This is a genomic window from Streptomyces sp. NRRL S-340, from assembly GCF_000720185.1.
In the GTDB taxonomy this organism is placed as follows: domain Bacteria; phylum Actinomycetota; class Actinomycetes; order Streptomycetales; family Streptomycetaceae; genus Streptomyces.
Genome location: NZ_JOIY01000027.1, coordinates 150,564 through 168,709, shown reverse-complemented (window position 1 = coordinate 168,709; position 18,146 = coordinate 150,564). Strand labels below are relative to the sequence as shown.

Below are 18,146 nucleotides of genomic sequence, written 5' to 3'. Positions count from 1 at the left end.
GGGCGGTGCATGGGGGCGGGGCGGGCGGGCACTCGGCGGGCACTGTGCATCAGGGACACCACGGGTCACGCGTGCTGCTCACCGGCTGGTTCAGCTTCCCGGACGGGGAGGCTACGGCCGGGGACGTGCTGGCGCTGCACCGGGCCGAGGACGTGCTGCGCCGGGCCGGGCTGGCGTACGACGTCGCCTGGAGTCCCGGCTTCCGGCCGGACGCCCTGCATCTGGACGACGTGGTGCCCAGGCGGTACGGGCAGCTGGTGTTCGTGTGCGGGCCGCTGCACGGGCCCCAGGTGGAGGAGCTGCACCGGCGGTTCGCGCACTGCGTGCGGATCGCGGTGGGCACCTCGGTGCTCGACCCGGGCAGCCCGGCCGTCACCGGCTTCCACCGCGTCCTGGCGCGCGACGCGCCCGCCACCGCTCCCGCCCTGGACCTCGCGGCCGGCGCTCCCGCCCTGCCGGCGCGGCCCGTGGTCGGGGTGGTGCTGACACACGGGCAGCACGAGTACGGGCCCGCGCGCCGGCACGACGCGGTCGCCGCGGCGGTGACGTCCTGGCTGCACGGCAAGGACTGCGCCCGGCTGGAACTGGAGACCCGGCTCGACGCGCACGACTGGCGGCTGTGCGCCACCCCCGCCCAGCTGGAGTCCGTGCTCCTGCGCCTGGACCTCGTCGTCACCGACCGGCTGCACGGCATGGTGCTCGCGCTGCGCGCCGGCACGCCCGCGCTGGCGGTGGACCCGGTCGCCGGGGGCGCGAAGGTGAGCGCCCAGGCGCGCGCCTGCGGCTGGCCCGCGCTGGTACCGGCCGAGCACCTGGAGCGGTCCGGGACGGGTGAGCTGGACCGGTGGTGGGGCTGGTGCCTGACCTCGGGCCGGGTGGCCGCGCGGCAGATACGGGACGAGTGGACCACTGGGACCGGGCGGGACGCGGCCCAGGAGCTGACGGCGGCGCTGGGGGCCACGGGAACGGCGGGAGCCGCTCCGGCGGCGGGGGCGGCGGGGGCCTCCCAGGCCGCGGGAGCGGCGGGAGCGGCGCAGGCGGCGGGAACGGCGGGGACCTCCCAGGCCGGGGGGACGGCGGGAGCGGCGCAGGCGGCGGGAACGGCGGGGGCCTCGCAGGCCGCGGGAGTGGCGGGGGCGGCGGGAACGGCGAAGCCGACGGGGCCGACGGGAACGGCGGGGACCTTGCAGGCCGCGGGGGCGGCGGGAACGGCGGAGGCCTCCCAGACCGCGGGGGCAGCGGGAGCGGCGGGGACGGCGGAGGCGGCGGGGGCCTCCCCGGCGGCGGAGGCGTCGGGCGCGGCACGCCGGAGCCGGACCGCGGCGCCCGGCACCAGCCCGTCGCAGGCGCCGTACGGGCGCTCGGCCGGTGCCCGGCGCGGTTAGGCCGAGGAGCGGCCGGGCACCCGGAACGGGACGCGGCAGGCAGCTCGGTCCCCGTAGGAGCAACAGTGTCGACAAACAGACTTCCCGATCACGAACAGCGGATCCTGGACGAGATAGAACGCGCACTGAGCCGTGACCGCCGACTGGTCCGGCGACTGAGTTCCACCCGGCGCCGCAGGCGCCCCGACCCCGCCCGGGTGGCGGCGTACGCCCCGCGGACGCGGACCGTCGTCCTGCTGCTGGCGGTCGCCGTCGCGCTCCTGACGGCCGGTGCCGCCACCGCCGAGCCGGGGGTGATCTGGGCGTTCGCCGCGGTGTGGCCCCTGGCGCTGTTCGCCGCGCTGCGGCTGTGGTGCGGGCGCTCGCGCTCCGTCTGAGCCGTGTGGCGGCGCGGGCGGGGAAGCCTCGCGCGGGGCGCGTGGGACGTCCGGTGGCGGCGCGGGCCGCGGGAAGCCCTGGTCAGGCAGGGTGGGCGGAGGCCGAGGTGATAAGGCGCAGTGCTTCGTGGGACGGGCTGCCGGCCTCGGCGGTGAGGACCATGAGCCGCTGCCCCGAGCCGTCCGGACTGTCCCAGGTGTCGCAGTCGAGGGTGAGGTCACCGGCCAGGTGGTGCCGGTAGTGCTTGGTGCCGTAGCCCGCGGTGATCACCCGGTGCTCGGCCCACCAGGTGCGGAAGTCGGCGTCGGCGGCGGAGAGTTCGCCGACGAGCCGGGCGAGTTCGGGGTCGTCGGGCCCGGCGCCCATGCGCAGGGCGGCGACGGCGTCGCGGGCGTCGTGCCGCCACTCCCGGTGCAGGGCGCGGACCACGGGGTCGGTGAACAGCAGGCGCACGTAGTTGCGCCGGTCGGGCGGCACCCGCGAGAAGTCGGTGAACAGTGCCGCCGCCGCCGCGTTCCAGGCCAGGACGTCCAGCCGGTCGCCCAGGACGACGGCGGGAGTGGCGGTGAGCTGGGCGAGCAGGCGCCGCATGGCGGGCCGCACCCGCTGGGCGGGGCGCGGGCCGCGCGGGCGGGCGTCGGCCTTGCCCGCGAGCCGGTACAGGTAGGTCTGCTGGTCGTCGTCCAGGCGCAGCGCGCGGGCCACGGCGGCGAGCACGGAGACGGAGGCGGGGACGCGGCCCTGTTCGAGCCGCGTGTAGTAGTCGACGCTGATCGCCGCGATCCGGGCGACCTCCTCCCGGCGCAGCCCCGCGACCTTGCGGCGCGAGTCGGTCCCGGGCAGTCCGAAGTCGTCCGGGGCCAGTTCGGCCCGGCGGGCCTTCAGGAACGCCCCGAGCGCTCGGGGGTCGGATGCCGCGGTCATGGCACCCATTGTCGCGCACGCGCTCCGGTGCGCGGGGAGCGGCGGTGCACGCGGGCGGCGCCGGGGACGCGCGCGACGTGCGCACGCACATGGCCGCGGGTGCGCATGGCCGGCCGCTCATGCTCGGGCTGTGAGCATGAGCGCCGGGCGGGCTGCGTCCATCCACGTGCGGGCTCCGGGTGCGTACCCGCGTGGCTTCGCGTGCGTACGCGCGCGGGTATGCGCGTGGCTTCGGGTGCGTACGCGCGTGGGTGCGCGCGGCCACGGGCCTGTACGCCCGGGCCTGTACGCCCGGGCCGGGGGTGCGTGCGGCCCTCCCCGCGGCGGGCGGGCGCGTCTGCGTACGCAGGCGGTGGCCGCTTGTGCATCACCCGGTGTAGCGGCGGGCCTTCGAGCGGCGCTGGCCGGCCTCCAGGAGCCGCAGCCGCGCCTCCACCTCGGGCGGCAGCACCCGCCGCTCGCGCACGATCCAGGGCAGGGCGCCGGCCGCCTCGGCGAAGGCGTGCAGGGACGTGGTGTCGCGCGGCACCGTGCGGGCCAGGTACAGGGTGCGGCGCAGGGCGGGCCCCAGCGGCCTGCGCAGCCAGGTGAACCACAGGGTGTTGCGGATGCCGTCCCGGCGGCGGCGCGTGGAGTCCCGCACCGTGGAGGGATGGTGATGGATCGTCAGTTCGTCGGCGTAGGTCAGCCACCAGCCGTCCGCCGCGAGGTCGGCGGCGAGCAGTTCCTCCTCTCCGCCGAGCCACAGCCGGGGGTGGAAGCCGCCCGCGCGGCGGAACGCGTCGGTGCGCAGCACCGTCGCCGCGGCGAGGAAGGAGCCGAGCGCCGGGCCGGGCAGCCAGCGGGGTCCGGGGAGGGGCGAGTTGCGCAGTTCCTCGACGATCGGGTCCTCCCTCCCGTCCGGTTCGACGACGATGCGGGCGGTGACCGAGCCGAGTGCCGCGTGCCGGTCGAGCAGGTCGGCGGCGCCGGCCAGCGCGCCCGGCGCCCACCAGGAGTCGTCGTCGCAGAAGGCCACGTAGGGGGTGCGGACCCGGCGCACGGCCAGGTTGCGGCCGACGGCGCCGAGGTTGCGGCCGGGGCTCAGCAGCCGTACCTGCGGGTGGTGGCGGGCCACGGCGGCGGAGGTGCCGTCGGTGGAGCCGTTGTCGGTGACGATCACCTCGGGGCGTTCGGGGAGTTCGGCGAGCCGGTCGAGGGTGCGCAGCAGTTCGGGGCGGCGGTTGTGGGTGATGACCACGACGGTGGTGCGCGGATCGGTCACGGGGTGCCTCCCTGGTCCGGGCGGGACGGCCGGTGGGCCGGTTCCGCGTCCAGCAGCCGGGCGGCGCGCTCGACGTACGGCGGCAGGGGGCGGCGGGCGCGGACGGCGCCGGGCAGCCGGGCCAGGGCCTCGCGCAGGGCGCGCCGGGCGTGGGGGTCGTGGCGGGCGTCGGCGGCCAGCGCGCGGGTGCGGGCGAGGGCGTACGGGAGCGGGCGGCGCAGCCAGGCGGTGAGGAGTTCGTTGCGGCGCACGACGGCGGGGCGGTCGGTGCGCGGGGCGGGGTCCGGGTGGTGGTGGGCGACCACCTCGGGGCAGTGGGTGACGCCCCAGCCGCGGGCGGCGAGGTCGTAGGCGAGCAGGGTCTCCTCGGCGCCGAAGAACAGCAGCGGGTGGAAGCCGCCGGCGTCGAGGTAGGCGGTGCGTCGGGTGACGGCGGCGCACGCGAGGAAGCCGAGGACCTGGGTGCCGGGCAGGTCGGTGGCCGGGCCCAGCGGGGAGTCGGCGAGCACCTTGTCGAGCGGGTCGGGTTCCTCCTCGGGGCCGACCAGGGTGCGGGCGGCGAGCAGGCCGAGCCGGGGGTGGCGGTCGAGGAGGCGGGCCGCCTCGGCGAGCGCGCCCGGTTCCCACCAGGAGTCGTCGTCGCTGAAGGCCACGTAGGGGGTGCGCAGGGCACGGACGCCGTGGGTGCGGGCCGGGGCGCCCCGGTTGGAGGGCAGCGCAAGAACCCGTACCTGCGGGAACTCGCGGGCGAGCAGGGCCCGGGTGCCGTCGGTGGAGGCGTTGTCGGCGACGACGATCTCGGGGTGTTCGGGCAGGGCCAGCAGGTGCCGGAGGGTCACGGCGAGGCGCGCGGAGCGGTTGCGGGTGGCGATGACCACCCCGACGGGTCCGTGCTCGGATGCGTGTGCGTGTGCCATGGTGCCGGCCGTCCTTCGTCAGTGCGACGGCTCGGGGAGCGCGTCGAGGGCGTCCAGTGCCTCTTGGGTGGTGATCCTCAGCAGCGCCGGGTCGGGGCGGCTGCCGTGCGGGTCGCCCTCCGGGCCGTGCCACAGGGCGCGGTGGCGGGGGTCGTCCGGGGGCGGCCCCCAGCGGCTGGGCGGGACCGGGCCGCACAGGGTCACCGACGGGGTCGCGTGGGCCACGGCGAGGTGGGCGATGCCGGTGTCGCCGCTGAGGACGGCGCGGGCGCCCGCGACCAGCGCGGAGAACCGGCCGAGGGGCAGTCCGCCGCCGAACACGTCCGTGTCGGGCAGCCCGGCGCGTTTGGCGAGCGTGGCGACGAGGTCGCCCTCGTCCGGTCCGCCGGTGACGACGACCCGGTGGCCGCGGGCGCGCAGCGCTTGCGCGACGCGGGCGAACCGGTCGACGGGCCACCGCCGCGCGGGCGATCCGGCGCCGGGGTGCACGACGACCGCGCCGGGGGCCGGGCAGGGGCCGGCGGGGCGGGGCAGCCGCAGGTCGGCGGGGTCGGCCGGCACGCCGTACCAGCGCAGCAGCCGGCACCAGCGGTCCCGCTCGTGCTCGTCGGCGTACCAGGGCGGTCCCTCGACGTCCGGGGTCCCGGGGTGCGCGAACGCCAGCAGGCGCCGGGGGCCCAGGGCGGCGAGCAGCTGGTGGCTGGGCGGCCCGTTGCCGTGCAGGTCGACGGCGACGTCCGGGGGCGGTCCGGTCCAGGCGAGGGCGTCCGGTACGGCCCGGCCGGGCGCCGCGGCCGGCAGCAGCCGGTCGACGGCGCCCGTCGCCTCGGCGAGGGGCCGCAGCTCCTCCGGCGCGGCGAGCACGATCTCGTGCGCCCAAAAGCCCCGCCGCAGCGCGCGCAGGGCGGGCACCCCGGCGAGCAGATCACCGAGCCCGAGGGCACGCAGGACCAGGAGGCGCGGGGCGTCCCCTCCCCCGGGCCCGCCGGGGCCGGTCACCGCGCTCCCTCCGCCGCCCTGGCCATCAGGGCCGTCGAGGAGCGGCCGTCGAGGTAGGGCAGCAGGACGGCCTGGCCGCCCCACTCCTGCAGGAGGGCCGCCTCGGGGAGGTCGGCGCCGGCGTAGTCGCCGCCCTTGACCCAGACGTCGGGGCGGAGTTCGGCGAGGAGCCGTTCGGGGGTGTTCTCGTCGAACACGGCCACGGCGTCGACGCAGGCCAGGGCGCGCAGGACGCGCAGCCGGTCGGCGAGCGGGTTGACGGGCCGGCCCTCGCCCTTGCGGCGGCGTACGGAGGCGTCGGAGTTGACGCAGACGACGAGGCAGTCGCCGATCCGCCGGGCGGCCTGGAGCAGCCCGACGTGTCCGGCGTGCAGCAGGTCGAAGCAGCCGCCCGCGGCGACGACCGTGCCGCCGGTCGCGCGGACCCTGGCGACCAGGCCGGCGGGGTCGTCGCCCGCCGGCACGGCGCCCGCGGGGTGCGCGGTGCCGGACAGGCCGCCCGCCCCGCCGGCGCCGACGAAGGCGCTCGCCGCGGTGACGGCGCCCTCCACGGCCTCCCCGACGAGCGCACCGTCCGCGAGGAGTCCGGCCGCCGTGGCGGCGAACCGGTCCCCCGCGCCGCACGCGTCGCCGTGGTGGGCGGCGGTGACCGGAACCAGCAGCGGGTGTTCGCCGTACGACAGCAGGGCGCCGCGGGCGCCGAGGGTGACCGCGACGGCGGCGACCCGCCAGTGCCGTACCAGCGCGGACGCCTCGTGGGCGACGGTGCGCAGTTCACCGACGCCGGGGCCGCCACCGGGCCCGCCGGTCTGCGGCCCGCCCGTCTCCCCGGCCGCTTCGCGCAGGGCCTCCGCGAAGGTGCGGGCCTCCGAGCGGGCCGGGGTGACCAGGCGGGTGCCCGGGACCGGCGGGCCGCCGCGCGGGTGCGGGTCCCAGACGACCGGGGGCCGCCTGAGCAGTCCGGGCCGCAGGGCGTCGGCCGCGCCCCGGCCGTAGTCGGAGACGAGGACGGCGGACGCGGCGGCGAGCACCGCGCGGGCCTCCTCGGTGGCCTCCAGGGTGCGGCCGCTGCCGTGGTCGAGGCGGACCACCGGGCGGCCCTGGGCGAGGACGCGGGTCTTCTCGGGCACCTCGCCGGTCATGGGGAGGGGGACGAGGGTCAGCCACGGTTCCAGGAGGCGGCGCAGTTCCCGCCCGGCCGGTCCGTCGTCCAGGCCGGCGACGAGGGTGACGTCACGGCCGTCGCGGGCGGCGAGGTACGCGGTGAGGGCGGCGCCGCCCGGCCGTACCCGTTCCGCGCAGTCCGCGACGACGGGTACCGGGGCGTCGGGCGCGAGCCGGTCCGCGTGTCCGGTGAGGTCGCGGTCGAGCAGGGCGTCACCGACCACGACCAGGGGTGCCTTGCCCGTCATGTCACCTCCCGCCCCGTTCGAGGGCGTCCCGTTCGAGGGCCGCGTCGAACGCGGCGCAGATCATGTGCACGGCGACCAGGTGGAGTTCCTGCACGGTGGCCGTGGAGGCGCCGGCCGCGCACAGCGCCTCGTCGCTGCCCGCGCTCAGCGGGTTGGGCGCCGGACCGGTGAGCGCCCACACCCGCAGGCCCGCGCTGCGGCCCGCGGCGGCGGCCGAGAGCAGGTTGGCGCTGGCGCCGCTGGTGGACAGCAGCACGAGGACGTCACCGGGCCGCCCGTGGGCGCGCACCTGGCGGGCGAACACCTCGTCGACGCCGTAGTCGTTGGCGATGGCGGTGGTGCTGGAGGTGTCGGCGTGCAGGGCGATCGCCGAGTACGGCGGGCGGTCGTCGCGGTAGCGGCCGACGAGTTCGGCGGTCAGGTGCTGGGCCTGGGCGGCGCTGCCGCCGTTGCCCGCGGCGAGCAGCCGTCCCCCGCCGCCGAGGACGGCGGCGAGCCGTTCGCCCCAGCGCTGGGTGATGTGCGCACAGCCGCGGAACTGTCCGAGGGCGACGAGGAGTTCGTCGCAGTGTCCGAGGACGGACGGTGTTCCGACACTCATGGGGTCACCTCCGGGTACGGGAAGCCGGTGCGGGGAAGGCCGTGTTCATCACGCGGCCTCCGTCTCGACGTTCATCACGCGGTCTCCGTCTCGACGTTCATCAGGCGACCTCCGTCTTGACCTCGTGCTCGGCGGTGACGCGCCGGTAGACCTGTTCGGCGCCGTCGGCCACGCGCCGCCAGGTGAAGCGGCCGAGCACGCGTTCACGGCCGGCGCTGCCGTAGCGGCGGCGGGTGCGCTCACTGCCGAGCAGGTCGCGTACGGCGGCGGCGACCGCCGCGGTGTCGCCCTGGGGGACGAGCCGGCCGGTGCGTCCGTCGGCGACGGAGTCGCGGTGGCCGCCCACGTCGGTGGCGACGACGGGCACGGCGCACGCCATCGCCTCCAGCGGGACGATCCCGAACGGTTCGTAGGCCGGGGTGCACAGCACCAGGTCGGCGCTGCGCATCAGCGCGGGCATCCGGGCCGGGTCGACGGCGCCGAGCAGCCGTACCCGGTCGCCGACGCCTTCCCGGGCGGCCAGGCCGAGGAGCCGGCGGGCCTCGGGGTCGGTGTGCAGCAGCGCGGGCGGCGGGCCGCCGGCGAGCAGGAGTTCGGCGTCGGGGATCCGGGTGAGGGCGCGGATCGCCTGGTCGTACCCCTTGCGGCGGACCAGCCGGCCGCAGGAGAGCAGCCGGTGCCGGTGGGCGCGGGCGGGGGCGGGCGCGGTGGCGGGGTCCGCGCCGGGGTGGAAGTGGGCGGAGTCGACGCCGCAGGGGACGACGGAGACGCGGCTCGGGGAGATGCCCATGGCGGCGAGTTCGTGGACCTCGTCGGAGCAGGTGGCCAGCACCCGGTCGCAGGTGCGGCCGATCTGCCGTTCGATGCCGATGCGTTCGAGCGGACTGGTGTCCTCGCGGCCCTGGTGGCGGCGCTTGACGGTGCCCAGGGCGTGGAAGGTCTGGATGACGGGTACGCCGTGCGGGCCCGCGCCGAGCAGGGAGGCCATGCCGGACATCCAGAAGTGCGCGTGCACCACGTCGGGCCGCTCGTGGCGCCAGACGCGTGCCAGGTGGGCGCCGAAGGACGGCATGTGCGCGAACAGGGCGTCCTTGGGGATGACTTCGGGCGGCCCGGCCGGTACGTGCTCGACGACGGCGCCGCCGGGCAGCGGCACCCGGTCGGGCAGGTCCGGGTCGTCGCGCCGGGTGTGGACGGTGACGTCGTGTCCGCGGCGCGCCAGTTCCTCGGCCAGGCGGGCGACGTAGACGTTCTGGCCACCGGCGTCGACCCCGCCGAGCGCGGCGAGCGGGCTCGCGTGCTCGGACACCATGGCGATCCTCATCGGGTGACCTCCTTCAGCAGCCGCTCCCAGTCGTCCAGGAAGCGGGTCAGTCCGTAGCGGGCGAGCGCGGCGGAGCGCGCCGCCTCGCCGGCCGCGCGGGCGTGCGCCGGGTCGGCGACGAAGTCCCGTACGGCGTCGGTGAGTACGTCGATCCGGTTGGAGACCACTCCGGCGCCGGGCGGCACCGCCTCGGTGACCTCGGTGGTGGCGAGGGCGACCACGGGCATGCCCAGGTGCATCGCCTCCAGCAGGGACAGCCCGAGGGAGGTCCAGCGCACCGGGTGGAGGTAGAGGCGGCGCCGGGCCATCTCCCGGTGCAGTTCGCGCTGGACGAGTTCGTGGGTGCGGCACCGGCCGGGCGGCAGGCCGAGGTGCGCGGCGAGGCCGTCGGTCCGCATGCCGTAGACGTCCAGCGGCGCGGCGTGCGCGAAGGCGGGGAGCAGGTCGGTGCCCGTGGTGCGGCCGCGCCGGACGGGCTCGTTGACGACGACGGCGGCGTGCGGGACCTCGCCGGTCCACAGCGGGCCGGGGTCGACGATGCCGTGTTCGACGACGGCGGTCTCGGCGCGGCCCGCGTCCCACATCAGCCGGTTGAAGTGGGTGACGTGGACGAGCGGGATGCCGGCGGGCAGGTCGGCCACCGGGTGCCGGGTGTCGGGCACGTCGCCGTCGGGGGCGTTGTGCTCCAGGTAGACCATCGGCGGGGTGCGGCCGAGCCAGCGCCGCACGAGGCCGTACTCGTGGGGGCGCTGGAGGACCACGAGGTCGATGCCGGCGTCCCGCAGCCGCTCGGGCGGGAGTTCGACGACGGAATCGGGCCAGTCGAACGTGCGGGCGCGGCCGAGGCCGTCGGGGCCGCGGTCGGGGGTGACGGGGACGACGTAGGTGTGCGGGCCCTGGACGAACGCGGTGGTCCAGGAGCCGTGCACGTGCCAGATGAGGATCCTCACGGCTTCATCACCTTCTCGACGGCGGCGAGCACGTCGGTGGCGGTCACCGACTCCAGGCAGGGGTGGCCGGGCACCGGGCAGGTGCGGGCGCGGCTGCCGGCGCACGGGGCGTCCTGGTCGCCGAGCAGGACGTACGGGACGCCGTAGGGCCGCCAGCGTCCGGCGGGCACGACCGGGGCGAACAGGGAGACGACGGGGGTGCCGACGGCGGCGGCGAGGTGGGCGGGGCCGGTGTTGCCGGTGACGACCGCGCGGGCCCGGGCCAGGACGCCGGAGAGTTCGGCGGCCCCGGTGCGGCCGCCGAGGTCGAGGCCGTGGCGGCCGGCCACGTGCGCGGTCAGGTCCTTCTCCCCCCCGCCCCCGGTGACGACCACGCGGTGTCCGGCGGCGGTGAGTTCCCGTACGGCCTGCGCGCACCGCTCGGGGCTCCAGGCGCGGGCGGGGACGCTCGCCCCCGGGTGCAGGACGACGTACGGCTCGCCGCCGGTGAGGTGGGCCGTCGCGGGCGGGGGCAGGACGCGCAGCCGTCCGTCGTCGGGGCGCGGGAACCCCGCGGCCCCGGCGAGGTCGAGGGCGGCCTCGGCCTCGTGGGCGTGCGGGAGGCGGTGGTGGCGTACGTCCAGCAGGGAGCCCGGGTAGTCCACGCTGTCGGCGGCGATGTGCCGTACGCCGGCCAGCCGCAGCAGCAGGGCGGTGGGCAGCGGGGACTGGTGGAAGGAGGTGAGGACGAGCGCGGTGTCGGCGTCGATGGCGTCGAGCAGCTTCTCGACCCCGGCGCGGTCGACGGGCGGCGGCTCGAACCCGGCCCAGGGCGCGTCCCACACGAGGATCTCGTCGACCCCGGGCAGCAGCCGCGCGGCGGGTTCGCCGCGCGGCCCGCACAGCAGGGTGACCCGCTCGGCCCGGGCGGCGACGGCCCGCACGGCGGGCCCGGCGAGCAGCACGTCGCCGAAGCTGTCGAGGCGGGTGACGATCGCCTTCATCGCGGCCACCGCCCCGGGTCCGCGCCGGCGGGGGCGGCGGGGCCCTCGCCTGCCGGGGCCGCCGCCGGCGGGAACGGGCCGGCCGGGGACCCGGCCAGCAGGGAGCGGACGGCTGTCAGGAGGTCGGGGGCCACGTGTCCGGCGGCGGCGGTCTCCTCGGGGCGGGTGACCGGGGTGGGGACGAGGATGGCGCGGGCGCCCGCGCGGCGGGCGGCCTCCACGTCGCTGCCGATGTCGCCGATGACCACGATCGCGGCGGGCTCGGCGCACAGCTGTCCGGCCGCCCGGAGGATCAGGCCGGGTTCCGGTTTGCGGCAGCGGCAGCCGTCGCCGGGGCCGTGCGGGCAGACGGCCCACACGTCGAACGGGCCGAGGAGTTCGTCGACGCGGTCGTGGACGCGGCGGACGTCGGCGGCGGTGATCAGGCCGCGGGCCACACCCGACTGGTTGGTGACGACACCGGTGGCGATGCCGTGCTGCCGCAGCAGCCGCACCGCCTCGCGGGCGCCCTCGACCGGGCGGACCCGGGCGGGGTCGCCGTTGTAGGGGACGTCCTCGACGAGGGTGCCGTCGCGGTCGAAGAGCACGGCCCGGAGCGGCTTCACGGGGCCACCTCCCGCCAGGCGGGCGCCGCCCGGTGTCGCCACCGTCCGCTGAGCCAGTGCCAGGTGGCGGCGGGCGGGATGAGGACGCTGGTCACGGCCATGGTGGTCACCTCGTCCCGGGTGCGCGGCCCGGGGACGATCCGCGCCCGGGCGAACTCGGCGGTGCCCGCCGCCCAGCCGAGCGCGGCCAGCGCGGCGAGCCGGGGCCGGCCGGCCGCGGCGAGGACGCAGGCGGCGGCGCCCGCGGCGGTGACGGCGAGGTGGGTGCGGATGCGTCCGCGCGGGGCGACCGCCTTGTGCCACCAGTCGGGCCCGTGCAGGCGCAGCATCAGCGCGTCGTCGGCGTTGCCGCGCTGGGCGCGCAGCGACACCCAGCGGTCGGCGGGGCGCACGGGGTGGCGGGTGGTGCGGCGGCCCTGGCGGATGCGCCATCCGGCGTCGAGGACGCGCAGCGCGAGGTCGGCGTCCTCGCGGAAGGCGCGCCGGAAGCGTTCGTCGAACCCGCCGACCTGCTTGAGGGCGTCGGTGCGGTAGGCCATGTCGGCGGTGATCCAGCGGGCCCGCGCCAGCCCGGCGGTGCTGCGCTCCCAGTCGGTGGGACGCCGTTCGCCGGGCAGGGGTACGGCGATGACGCCCTGGACGGCCGCGGTGTCGGGGCTCGCCTCGGCGAGGTCCTCGGCCAGCTGGTCGCACCAGTGCGGGCCGACCTGGACGTCGTCGTCGAGGAAGGCGACCCAGGGGGCGGTGACCGCGCGCAGGCCGGTGTTGCGGGCGGCGGCCGGTCCGCGGCCCCCGCTGGTGAGCACGGCGGTGCGGGCCCGCAGGTCGCCCAGCACGGTCAACGCGTGCTCCAGCGCGCCGGGTTCGGGCTCGGGCCGGTCGTCGACCAGGACGATCTCCTCGGGCCGCGGCCCGTGCGCGGCGGCGAGCGCGGCCAGGCAGTCGGCCAGGGTGTCCCGGGCGAGCGTGGGGACGACCACGGCGTAGGCGGGGCGGGCGGCGGCGCCGTTCATGCGTACGCCCTCGTCCTGCGCACCGCGTACGGGCCGATGGCCAGCAGGTCGACGGGTGCGGAACCGAAGCACTCCAGCGCGTCGCGCGGATCGTCGACCATGGGCCGGCCGGCGGTGTTGAGGCTGGTGTTGACGACGACGGGCAGCCCGGTGCGGCGTTCGAAGCCGCGCAGCATCCGGGCGACCAGCGGTTCCTGCCGCTCGTCGACGGTCTGGATGCGGGCGGTGCCGTCGACGTGCACCACGGCGGGGATGCGGTCCCGCCAGTCGCGGTGGACGTCGTGCACGAAGAGCATGTACGGGCTGGGCAGCGGCCCCTCGAACAGTTCGTGGGCGCGTTCGGCGAGCACCATGGGGGCGACCGGCCGGAACTCCTCGCGGCCCTTGACCCGGTTGAGCCGTTCCAGGTTCTCGGCGCGGCCGGGGTGGGCGAGCAGGGAGCGGTGGCCGAGGGCACGCGGTCCGTACTCGCTGCGGCCCTGGAACCAGGCGACGACGCCGTCGCGGGCCAGTTCCTCCGCGACCGTCTCGGCGATGTCCTCGGGCCGCTCGTGGGGGACGCCTGCCTCCTCCAGCCAGGTCCGCAGCTCCTCGTCGCTCCAGCCCCGGCCCAGGTCGGCGCCGGACATCGGCGCGGGGGCGCCGCCCTCGCTCGCGGCCAGGTACAGGGCGCCGCCGAGCGCGGTGCCGGCGTCACCGGCGGCGGGCTGCACCCACACGTGCCGGTACGGGCCCCGCGCGGCGATCTTGGAGTTGGCGACGCAGTTGAGGGCGACGCCGCCGGCCAGGGCGAGCGCGTCGCCGCCCGCCTCGCGGTGCAGCCAGTGCACGAGTTCGAGCAGGACCTCCTCCAGGACGGCCTGGCAGCTGGCCGCGAGGTCGGCGTGGTCCTGGGTCCAGGCCTCGTCCTTCGCGCGCGGCGGGGCGAGGGCGCCCCAGTCGACGCCGTGGGTGCGGAAGCCGCCGTCGCCGGTGGCGTGGACGTACTGGCGCAGCTGGGGCAGGAAGCGCGGTTTGCCGTAGGAGGCGAGCGCCATGACCTTGTACTCGTCGCTGCTGCGCAGGAACCCGAGGTGGGCGGTCAGCTCCTCGTAGAGGAGGCCGAGGGAGTGGGGCAGGGCCTGCGCGGCGAGGGTGTCGAGCTTGCCGTCGTGGAAGCGGCCCGCCAGGTGGGAGGCGGCCTCGCCGCGGCCGTCCAGGACCAGGACGGCGCTGTCGGGGTGCGGGGAGGCGGGTCCGGCGGAGGCGGCGTGCGCGATGTGGTGCGGCACGAACACGACCTTGGCCGGGTCCAGGCCGGGCAGCGCCTCGGCGAGGAACTCGGGGGCGCGGCGCGCGTACTCCAGGCGCAGCGGGTCCCACGGGTCGAACAGGCCGAGGTCGGAGGCGGGCCGGGCGAGGGCGGGGTCGAAGGAGTAGGTGACGGCGTCCAGCTCGCCGGGGCGCAGCCCCGCGTGGTCGAGGCACCAGCGGGCGGAGAGTTCCGGCAGTTCCCAGGCGGAGAACGGCACCGGGCGCTTGCCGTGCTTGCGGCGGCTGAAGCGCTCCTCCTCGCCGGCCGCGACCGTGCGGCCGTCGACGACGAGGGCGGCGGCGGGGTCGTGGAAAAGGGCGTTGATTCCAAGGATGCGCATGGGGTGGGCTCCGTCCCGTTGCGGCGGGGGCCTTCCGGCGGGGTCCTGGGGTCGGGGGCGGTTCGGTCGATGTGGGCATGTGGGACATTCCGGGCTTCTGGGTGCCGCGCCACAGCTGTCTCAAACACATGAAGCCAACTGGCACGGGTGGGGGCGGAGTGGTCACAGAGACTGGAGTGGGTGTTCACGGTGCGTGAACGTAGCTGGTCGCCGAGGCCGCGGCAGGGTTCAGGTCCCGGGGTCAGCTTCGGTCCGGCCCGCGGGGAAGCCGGGTCGAGACGGCCTCTTCCGTCACGGCCGCCTCCGGACCGCGACCGCCTCCGGGCCCGCGACCGCCTCGGGACCCGGGGTCGCCTCCGGGCCCCGGGTCGCCTCCGGGCCCGGGGCGCCCCCTGGCGGCGGCACCGTTCTCAGGCCGCCGCGGCCCGTGTGAACCAGCCGATGGTCCGTTCCAGCCCCTCGCCCCAGGGCACGCGCGGCCGCCAGCCCAGGCGCTCCCGGGCGAGGCCGGTGTCGGGGCGGCGGCGGCCGGGGTCGTCGACGGGGCGGTCGACGAAGCGGATGCGGGAGGCCGAACCCGTCAGTTCCACGATCCGGCGGGCCAGCTCCAGCACGGTGATCTCGTCGCCGCCGCCGATGTTGACCGGCCCCGGCTCGTCCGAGGCGGCCAGGGCGAGGATGCCGTCGACGGTGTCGTCGACGTAGCACAGGGACCGGGTCTGGCTGCCGTCGCCCGCGACCGTCAGGGGCGCGCCGTCCAGGGCCTGCGCGATGAAGGTGGGCACGGCCCGGCCATCGCCGGTGCGCATCCGGGGGCCGTAGGTGTTGAAGATGCGCACGATGGCGGTGTCGGTGGCGTGGACGCCGCGGTGCGCGGTGACCAGGGCCTCGGCGAAGCGCTTGGACTCGTCGTAGACGCTGCGCGGGCCGACCGGGTTGACGTTGCCCCAGTAGGTCTCGCGCTGCGGGTGTTCGAGGGGGTCGCCGTAGACCTCGGAGGTGGAGGCGAGCAGGAAGCGGGCGCCGTCGGCACGGGCGCGTTCGAGGGCGTTGCGGGTGCCGGTGCTGCCGACGTCGAGGGTCTGCAGGGGCAGCCGCAGGTAGTCGGCCGGCGAGGCGGGACAGGCGAAGTGCAGGACCAGGTCGAAACGGCCGGGCAGGCCGCGTACGGCGTCGGGGTCGGTGGCGTCGGCGCGCACGAAGCGGAAGCCGCGCCGACGCTCCAGTTCGGCCACGTTGGCATGGCTGCCGGTGGACAGGTCGTCCAGGCAGACGACGCCGGTACCGGCGTCGAGCAGCCGTGCGCACAGGTGGGATCCGACGAAGCCGGCACCGCCGGTCACCAGGGCCCGGCGCCAGTCGCGTCCGCTCACGGGACTCTCCTCCCTCTCGCCTCCCCCGCGTTCACTCAGGTGTCGGCTTGAGTAACCCGGTGACAGAACGGCACACATCACCCCCTTCCGGCGGCCGATCACCTCGATCACATGTGCGACGACCGTTTATTCGACCCCGCTATACACCGTGTACATACGCCCTCTGTAAAGTCCCGCGCATGCCTTCCTTGACCAAGAAGACCAGGAAAAACGGGAGAACGGGGAGAACCGGAACGGGATTCCGCGCGATCACCGCACTGGCGGCCGCGGCCGGCCTGACACTGGGCCTGAGCGGCTGCACGAAAGTCGACGCGACCAGCCCGAGCACCGCCCGGACCCAGGCCGCGGCGGGCGCCCCCGGCCGGTTCGGTTCGGTCGACTGCCGTCAGTCCAAGTGCATCGCGCTGACCTTCGACGCCGGGCCGAGCGAGAACTCCGCGCGGCTGCTGGACATCCTGAAGGAGAAGAAGGTTCCCGCGACCTTCTTCCTGCTCGGGGCGCGGCACATCGACAAGTACCCCGACCTGGTCAAGCGGATGGCGGCCGAGGGCCACGAGGTGGCCAGCCACACCTGGGACCACAAGATCCTCACCGAGATATCCGAGGCCCAGATACGCGAGGAGCTGCGGCGCCCCAACGAGGCGATAGAGCGGCTGACGGGCCGCAAGCCCACGCTGATGCGCCCGCCGCAGGGCCGGACCAACGACACCGTCCAGAAGATCTCCGAGGAGATGGGCATGTCGGAGGTCCTGTGGAGCGTGACGGCGAAGGACTACACCACGACCGACTCCGACCTGATCAAGAAGCGCGTCCTGGACCAGGCGTCCCGCGACGGGATCATCCTGCTGCACGACATCTACGCCGGCACGGTGCCCGCCGTACCCGGCATCATCGACGCGCTGAAGGAGCGGGGGTACGTGTTCGTCACCGTGCCGCAACTTCTGGCCCCCGGCAAACCGGTCCCGGGCAAGGTGTACCGGCCTTAGAGTTGCGAACAAAAGTGGGCCCCGGCGGGCGGCGCCCGCTTTTGTTCGCAGTTCTTCTTTGTTCGCAGTTCTTCAGCCCCGGCCTCGGCCGGGGCGAGGGTCAGGGCCCGGCGGTGGGTGACGGAGGCCGGCAGGTGTCCGCGGCCGGCGGACAAGCGGGCCGTCCCCCGAACCGTGTGCGGTGTGAGTGACCTGCACCGGACGCACGGGACGCCGGAAACGCTCAGGACCGCGCGAAGGCCCGTGCCTCATCGATGTCACCAGGCCCTGAACGGCGGCAGTCCCGGACCCGTCGGAACACCGAACGGGTGGACACTGTCATCGGTCAGCATCCGGAAAACGAATGCGGACACCGGCATCTCGAAACGATGCCAATCGCCGGTCGGATCGACGCGTGCCACGATCGGCCATCGGTCCGGGTCCTCCCCGTCCCGCGCAAGCCAGTAGAACTCGGCTTCCTCCGCCGTGGACTGAGCCCACGAAAGCAGCCCCACCCTGCCGGGTTCGAATACCGCGTAGGGGCGATAAACACCGGTCGCGTCCGGATGACGGCTCAGCGTCCGCCTGAGCATGGACAGATTGCCGGAAACACTGAATTCTCCTGCCGTGTCCCCGAGAGGGTAAAGGTACTCGCCGAACACCCCCATGCCGAACGTGTCCACCAGCTGCTTGAAGTCCGCCGGGAGCGGGGCACCGATCTCCTGCTCGACTGTCCCCCAATCGCTGTCCAGGCCAAGCGGCTCACGCCCGGCGAGCCGAGCGATCCTGTTCACCCATTCCCTTGAATGTGGAAGCGGTTGTTCCCCGTTCAGCACGTCCCAGACCTCCGTTGCCACCGCTCAACCCGCGGTCAGTCGACGCCGGCCCTCCGGCGTGAGCGGGCGCCGGAAGCCCAGGGCCGGCCGGCCGTCGATCGTCACCTCGCCCTCCTCGGTGAACCCGTTGCGGGCCAGCACGGTCATGGACGCCGGGTTGTCGAGGGTGACCCGCGCGGTGAGCACCCTCAGTCCGTACGTCCCGGCGGCCAGCCGGCACACCTCCCGCACGGCGGCCGTCGCGACACCCCGGCCGGCGGCGCGCTCCCCGATCCGGTAGCCCAGCTCGGCCGAGCCGTCCGCCACGTCAACGAGGTTCACCCGGCCCAGCAGGGTGCCCTGTTCACCGAGGACCAGGTGGAAGTGGCAGACACCGGCGTCCTGTTCGGCGAGCAGGGCGCGGTGGCGGTCCGCGAAGTGCGTGAAATACGCGTCCCCGCGGTCCGTGATGAAGCGGGCGAAGTAATCCCGGTTCTCCCGCTCGAAGGCCAGCACCGCCTCGGCGTGGCCGGGCCGCAGCCGCTCCAGGGTCACCATGGGCGCAGCATACGGCCAGACGGGCGCGGGCCGGGGACGGAGCCGT

Annotated in this window: 17 protein-coding genes and 1 pseudogene; 3 read left to right on the top strand and 15 right to left on the bottom strand. The window is 76.1% G+C overall.

Annotation, left to right across the window (positions count from 1 at the left end; all coding sequences use genetic code 11):
* Positions 1 to 44: 44 nt before the first annotated feature.
* Together IG64_RS21835 and IG64_RS21830 are read left to right on the top strand one after the other, a co-directional pair.
* A pseudogene (locus IG64_RS21835) lies at positions 45 to 971 on the top strand (polysaccharide pyruvyl transferase family protein); the annotation flags it as partial.
* A 479-nt stretch (positions 972 to 1,450) separates the two neighbouring features.
* Entirely contained in the window at positions 1,451 to 1,762 is a 312-nt protein-coding gene (locus IG64_RS21830; RefSeq protein WP_037858736.1) for a DUF3040 domain-containing protein, read from the top strand.
* An 82-nt stretch (positions 1,763 to 1,844) separates the two neighbouring features.
* Here the strand turns inward: IG64_RS21830 and IG64_RS21825 are convergent, their stop codons facing one another.
* The 13 genes from IG64_RS21825 to IG64_RS21765 form a co-directional block, all read right to left on the bottom strand.
* The gene (locus IG64_RS21825; protein ID WP_037858734.1) at positions 1,845 to 2,687 is read right to left on the bottom strand and encodes a helix-turn-helix domain-containing protein; all 843 of its coding nucleotides are present in this window, start codon (positions 2,685 to 2,687) and stop codon (positions 1,845 to 1,847) included.
* 367 nt (positions 2,688 to 3,054) lie between these two features.
* Complete coding sequence (locus IG64_RS21820) at positions 3,055 to 3,951, bottom strand: glycosyltransferase family 2 protein (protein WP_037858731.1); 897 nt, start codon at positions 3,949 to 3,951, stop codon at positions 3,055 to 3,057.
* Positions 3,948 to 4,868 carry a glycosyltransferase family 2 protein gene (locus IG64_RS21815; protein WP_051813168.1) on the bottom strand — a complete coding sequence of 307 codons (921 nt, stop codon included), beginning with the start codon at positions 4,866 to 4,868 and terminating at the stop codon, positions 3,948 to 3,950. Before IG64_RS21815 ends, IG64_RS21820 begins: the two co-directional genes overlap by 4 nt.
* Before the next feature lie 18 nt (positions 4,869 to 4,886).
* Positions 4,887 to 5,867 (bottom strand): glycosyltransferase family 9 protein, encoded by a 981-nt coding sequence (locus IG64_RS21810; RefSeq protein WP_037858728.1) that lies wholly within the window; start codon positions 5,865 to 5,867, stop codon positions 4,887 to 4,889.
* A complete protein-coding gene (gene rfaE2, locus IG64_RS21805) occupies positions 5,864 to 7,279 on the bottom strand; it encodes a D-glycero-beta-D-manno-heptose 1-phosphate adenylyltransferase (RefSeq protein WP_037858727.1) in 1,416 nt (471 codons plus the stop codon). Before rfaE2 ends, IG64_RS21810 begins: the two co-directional genes overlap by 4 nt.
* 1 nt (position 7,280) lies before the next feature.
* Positions 7,281 to 7,880 (bottom strand): D-sedoheptulose-7-phosphate isomerase, encoded by a 600-nt coding sequence (locus tag IG64_RS21800; RefSeq protein ID WP_037858725.1) that lies wholly within the window; start codon positions 7,878 to 7,880, stop codon positions 7,281 to 7,283.
* Positions 7,881 to 7,980: 100 nt separating this feature from the next.
* Positions 7,981 to 9,204, bottom strand: coding sequence for a glycosyltransferase (locus IG64_RS21795; protein WP_037858724.1), 1,224 nt, complete (start codon positions 9,202 to 9,204; stop codon positions 7,981 to 7,983).
* Positions 9,201 to 10,154, bottom strand: coding sequence for a glycosyltransferase (locus IG64_RS21790; RefSeq protein WP_037858723.1), 954 nt, complete (start codon positions 10,152 to 10,154; stop codon positions 9,201 to 9,203). Before IG64_RS21790 ends, IG64_RS21795 begins: the two co-directional genes overlap by 4 nt.
* A complete protein-coding gene (locus IG64_RS21785; protein ID WP_037858886.1) occupies positions 10,151 to 11,137 on the bottom strand; it encodes a glycosyltransferase family 9 protein in 987 nt (328 codons plus the stop codon). Before IG64_RS21785 ends, IG64_RS21790 begins: the two co-directional genes overlap by 4 nt.
* On the bottom strand, positions 11,134 to 11,742 hold the full coding sequence (locus tag IG64_RS21780) for a D-glycero-alpha-D-manno-heptose-1,7-bisphosphate 7-phosphatase (RefSeq protein WP_051813180.1): 609 nt from the start codon (positions 11,740 to 11,742) through the stop codon (positions 11,134 to 11,136). The genes IG64_RS21785 and IG64_RS21780 overlap by 4 nt, the downstream gene beginning before the upstream one ends.
* Entirely contained in the window at positions 11,739 to 12,755 is a 1,017-nt protein-coding gene (locus IG64_RS21775) for a glycosyltransferase family 2 protein (RefSeq protein ID WP_037858722.1), read from the bottom strand. The genes IG64_RS21780 and IG64_RS21775 overlap by 4 nt, the downstream gene beginning before the upstream one ends.
* Positions 12,752 to 14,389, bottom strand: coding sequence for a carbamoyltransferase (locus IG64_RS21770; protein WP_037858721.1), 1,638 nt, complete (start codon positions 14,387 to 14,389; stop codon positions 12,752 to 12,754). The genes IG64_RS21775 and IG64_RS21770 overlap by 4 nt, the downstream gene beginning before the upstream one ends.
* 410 nt (positions 14,390 to 14,799) lie before the next feature.
* Positions 14,800 to 15,762 carry an NAD-dependent epimerase/dehydratase family protein gene (locus tag IG64_RS21765; protein ID WP_107474316.1) on the bottom strand — a complete coding sequence of 321 codons (963 nt, stop codon included), beginning with the start codon at positions 15,760 to 15,762 and terminating at the stop codon, positions 14,800 to 14,802.
* 179 nt (positions 15,763 to 15,941) lie between these two features.
* Between IG64_RS21765 and IG64_RS21760 the strand changes: the two genes are divergently transcribed.
* On the top strand, positions 15,942 to 16,748 hold the full coding sequence (locus IG64_RS21760) for a polysaccharide deacetylase family protein (protein WP_051813165.1): 807 nt from the start codon (positions 15,942 to 15,944) through the stop codon (positions 16,746 to 16,748).
* 257 nt (positions 16,749 to 17,005) lie between these two features.
* On the opposite strand, the gene IG64_RS21755 is transcribed toward IG64_RS21760, so the two are convergent.
* Positions 17,006 to 17,521 carry a hypothetical protein gene (locus IG64_RS21755; RefSeq protein WP_037858720.1) on the bottom strand — a complete coding sequence of 172 codons (516 nt, stop codon included), beginning with the start codon at positions 17,519 to 17,521 and terminating at the stop codon, positions 17,006 to 17,008.
* Positions 17,522 to 17,587: 66 nt separating this feature from the next.
* Positions 17,588 to 18,100 carry a GNAT family N-acetyltransferase gene (locus IG64_RS21750; RefSeq protein ID WP_037858718.1) on the bottom strand — a complete coding sequence of 171 codons (513 nt, stop codon included), beginning with the start codon at positions 18,098 to 18,100 and terminating at the stop codon, positions 17,588 to 17,590.
* Positions 18,101 to 18,146 lie beyond the last annotated feature (46 nt).

What these genes read in the sequence shown, in the direction of transcription:
- IG64_RS21750 (WP_037858718.1), bottom strand. Translation starts at nt 18,100, where the DNA reads ATGGTGACCCTGGAGCGGCTGCGGCCCGGCCACGCCGAGGCGGTGCTG.
- IG64_RS21825 (WP_037858734.1), bottom strand. Translation starts at nt 2,687, where the DNA reads ATGACCGCGGCATCCGACCCCCGAGCGCTCGGGGCGTTCCTGAAGGCC.
- IG64_RS21785 (WP_037858886.1), bottom strand. Translation starts at nt 11,137, where the DNA reads ATGAAGGCGATCGTCACCCGCCTCGACAGCTTCGGCGACGTGCTGCTC.
- IG64_RS21760 (WP_051813165.1), top strand. Translation starts at nt 15,942, where the DNA reads ATGCCTTCCTTGACCAAGAAGACCAGGAAAAACGGGAGAACGGGGAGA.
- IG64_RS21815 (WP_051813168.1), bottom strand. Translation starts at nt 4,868, where the DNA reads ATGGCACACGCACACGCATCCGAGCACGGACCCGTCGGGGTGGTCATC.
- IG64_RS21770 (WP_037858721.1), bottom strand. Translation starts at nt 14,389, where the DNA reads ATGCGCATCCTTGGAATCAACGCCCTTTTCCACGACCCCGCCGCCGCC.
- IG64_RS21795 (WP_037858724.1), bottom strand. Translation starts at nt 9,204, where the DNA reads ATGAGGATCGCCATGGTGTCCGAGCACGCGAGCCCGCTCGCCGCGCTC.
- rfaE2 (WP_037858727.1), bottom strand. Translation starts at nt 7,279, where the DNA reads ATGACGGGCAAGGCACCCCTGGTCGTGGTCGGTGACGCCCTGCTCGAC.
- IG64_RS21775 (WP_037858722.1), bottom strand. Translation starts at nt 12,755, where the DNA reads ATGAACGGCGCCGCCGCCCGCCCCGCCTACGCCGTGGTCGTCCCCACG.
- IG64_RS21800 (WP_037858725.1), bottom strand. Translation starts at nt 7,880, where the DNA reads ATGAGTGTCGGAACACCGTCCGTCCTCGGACACTGCGACGAACTCCTC.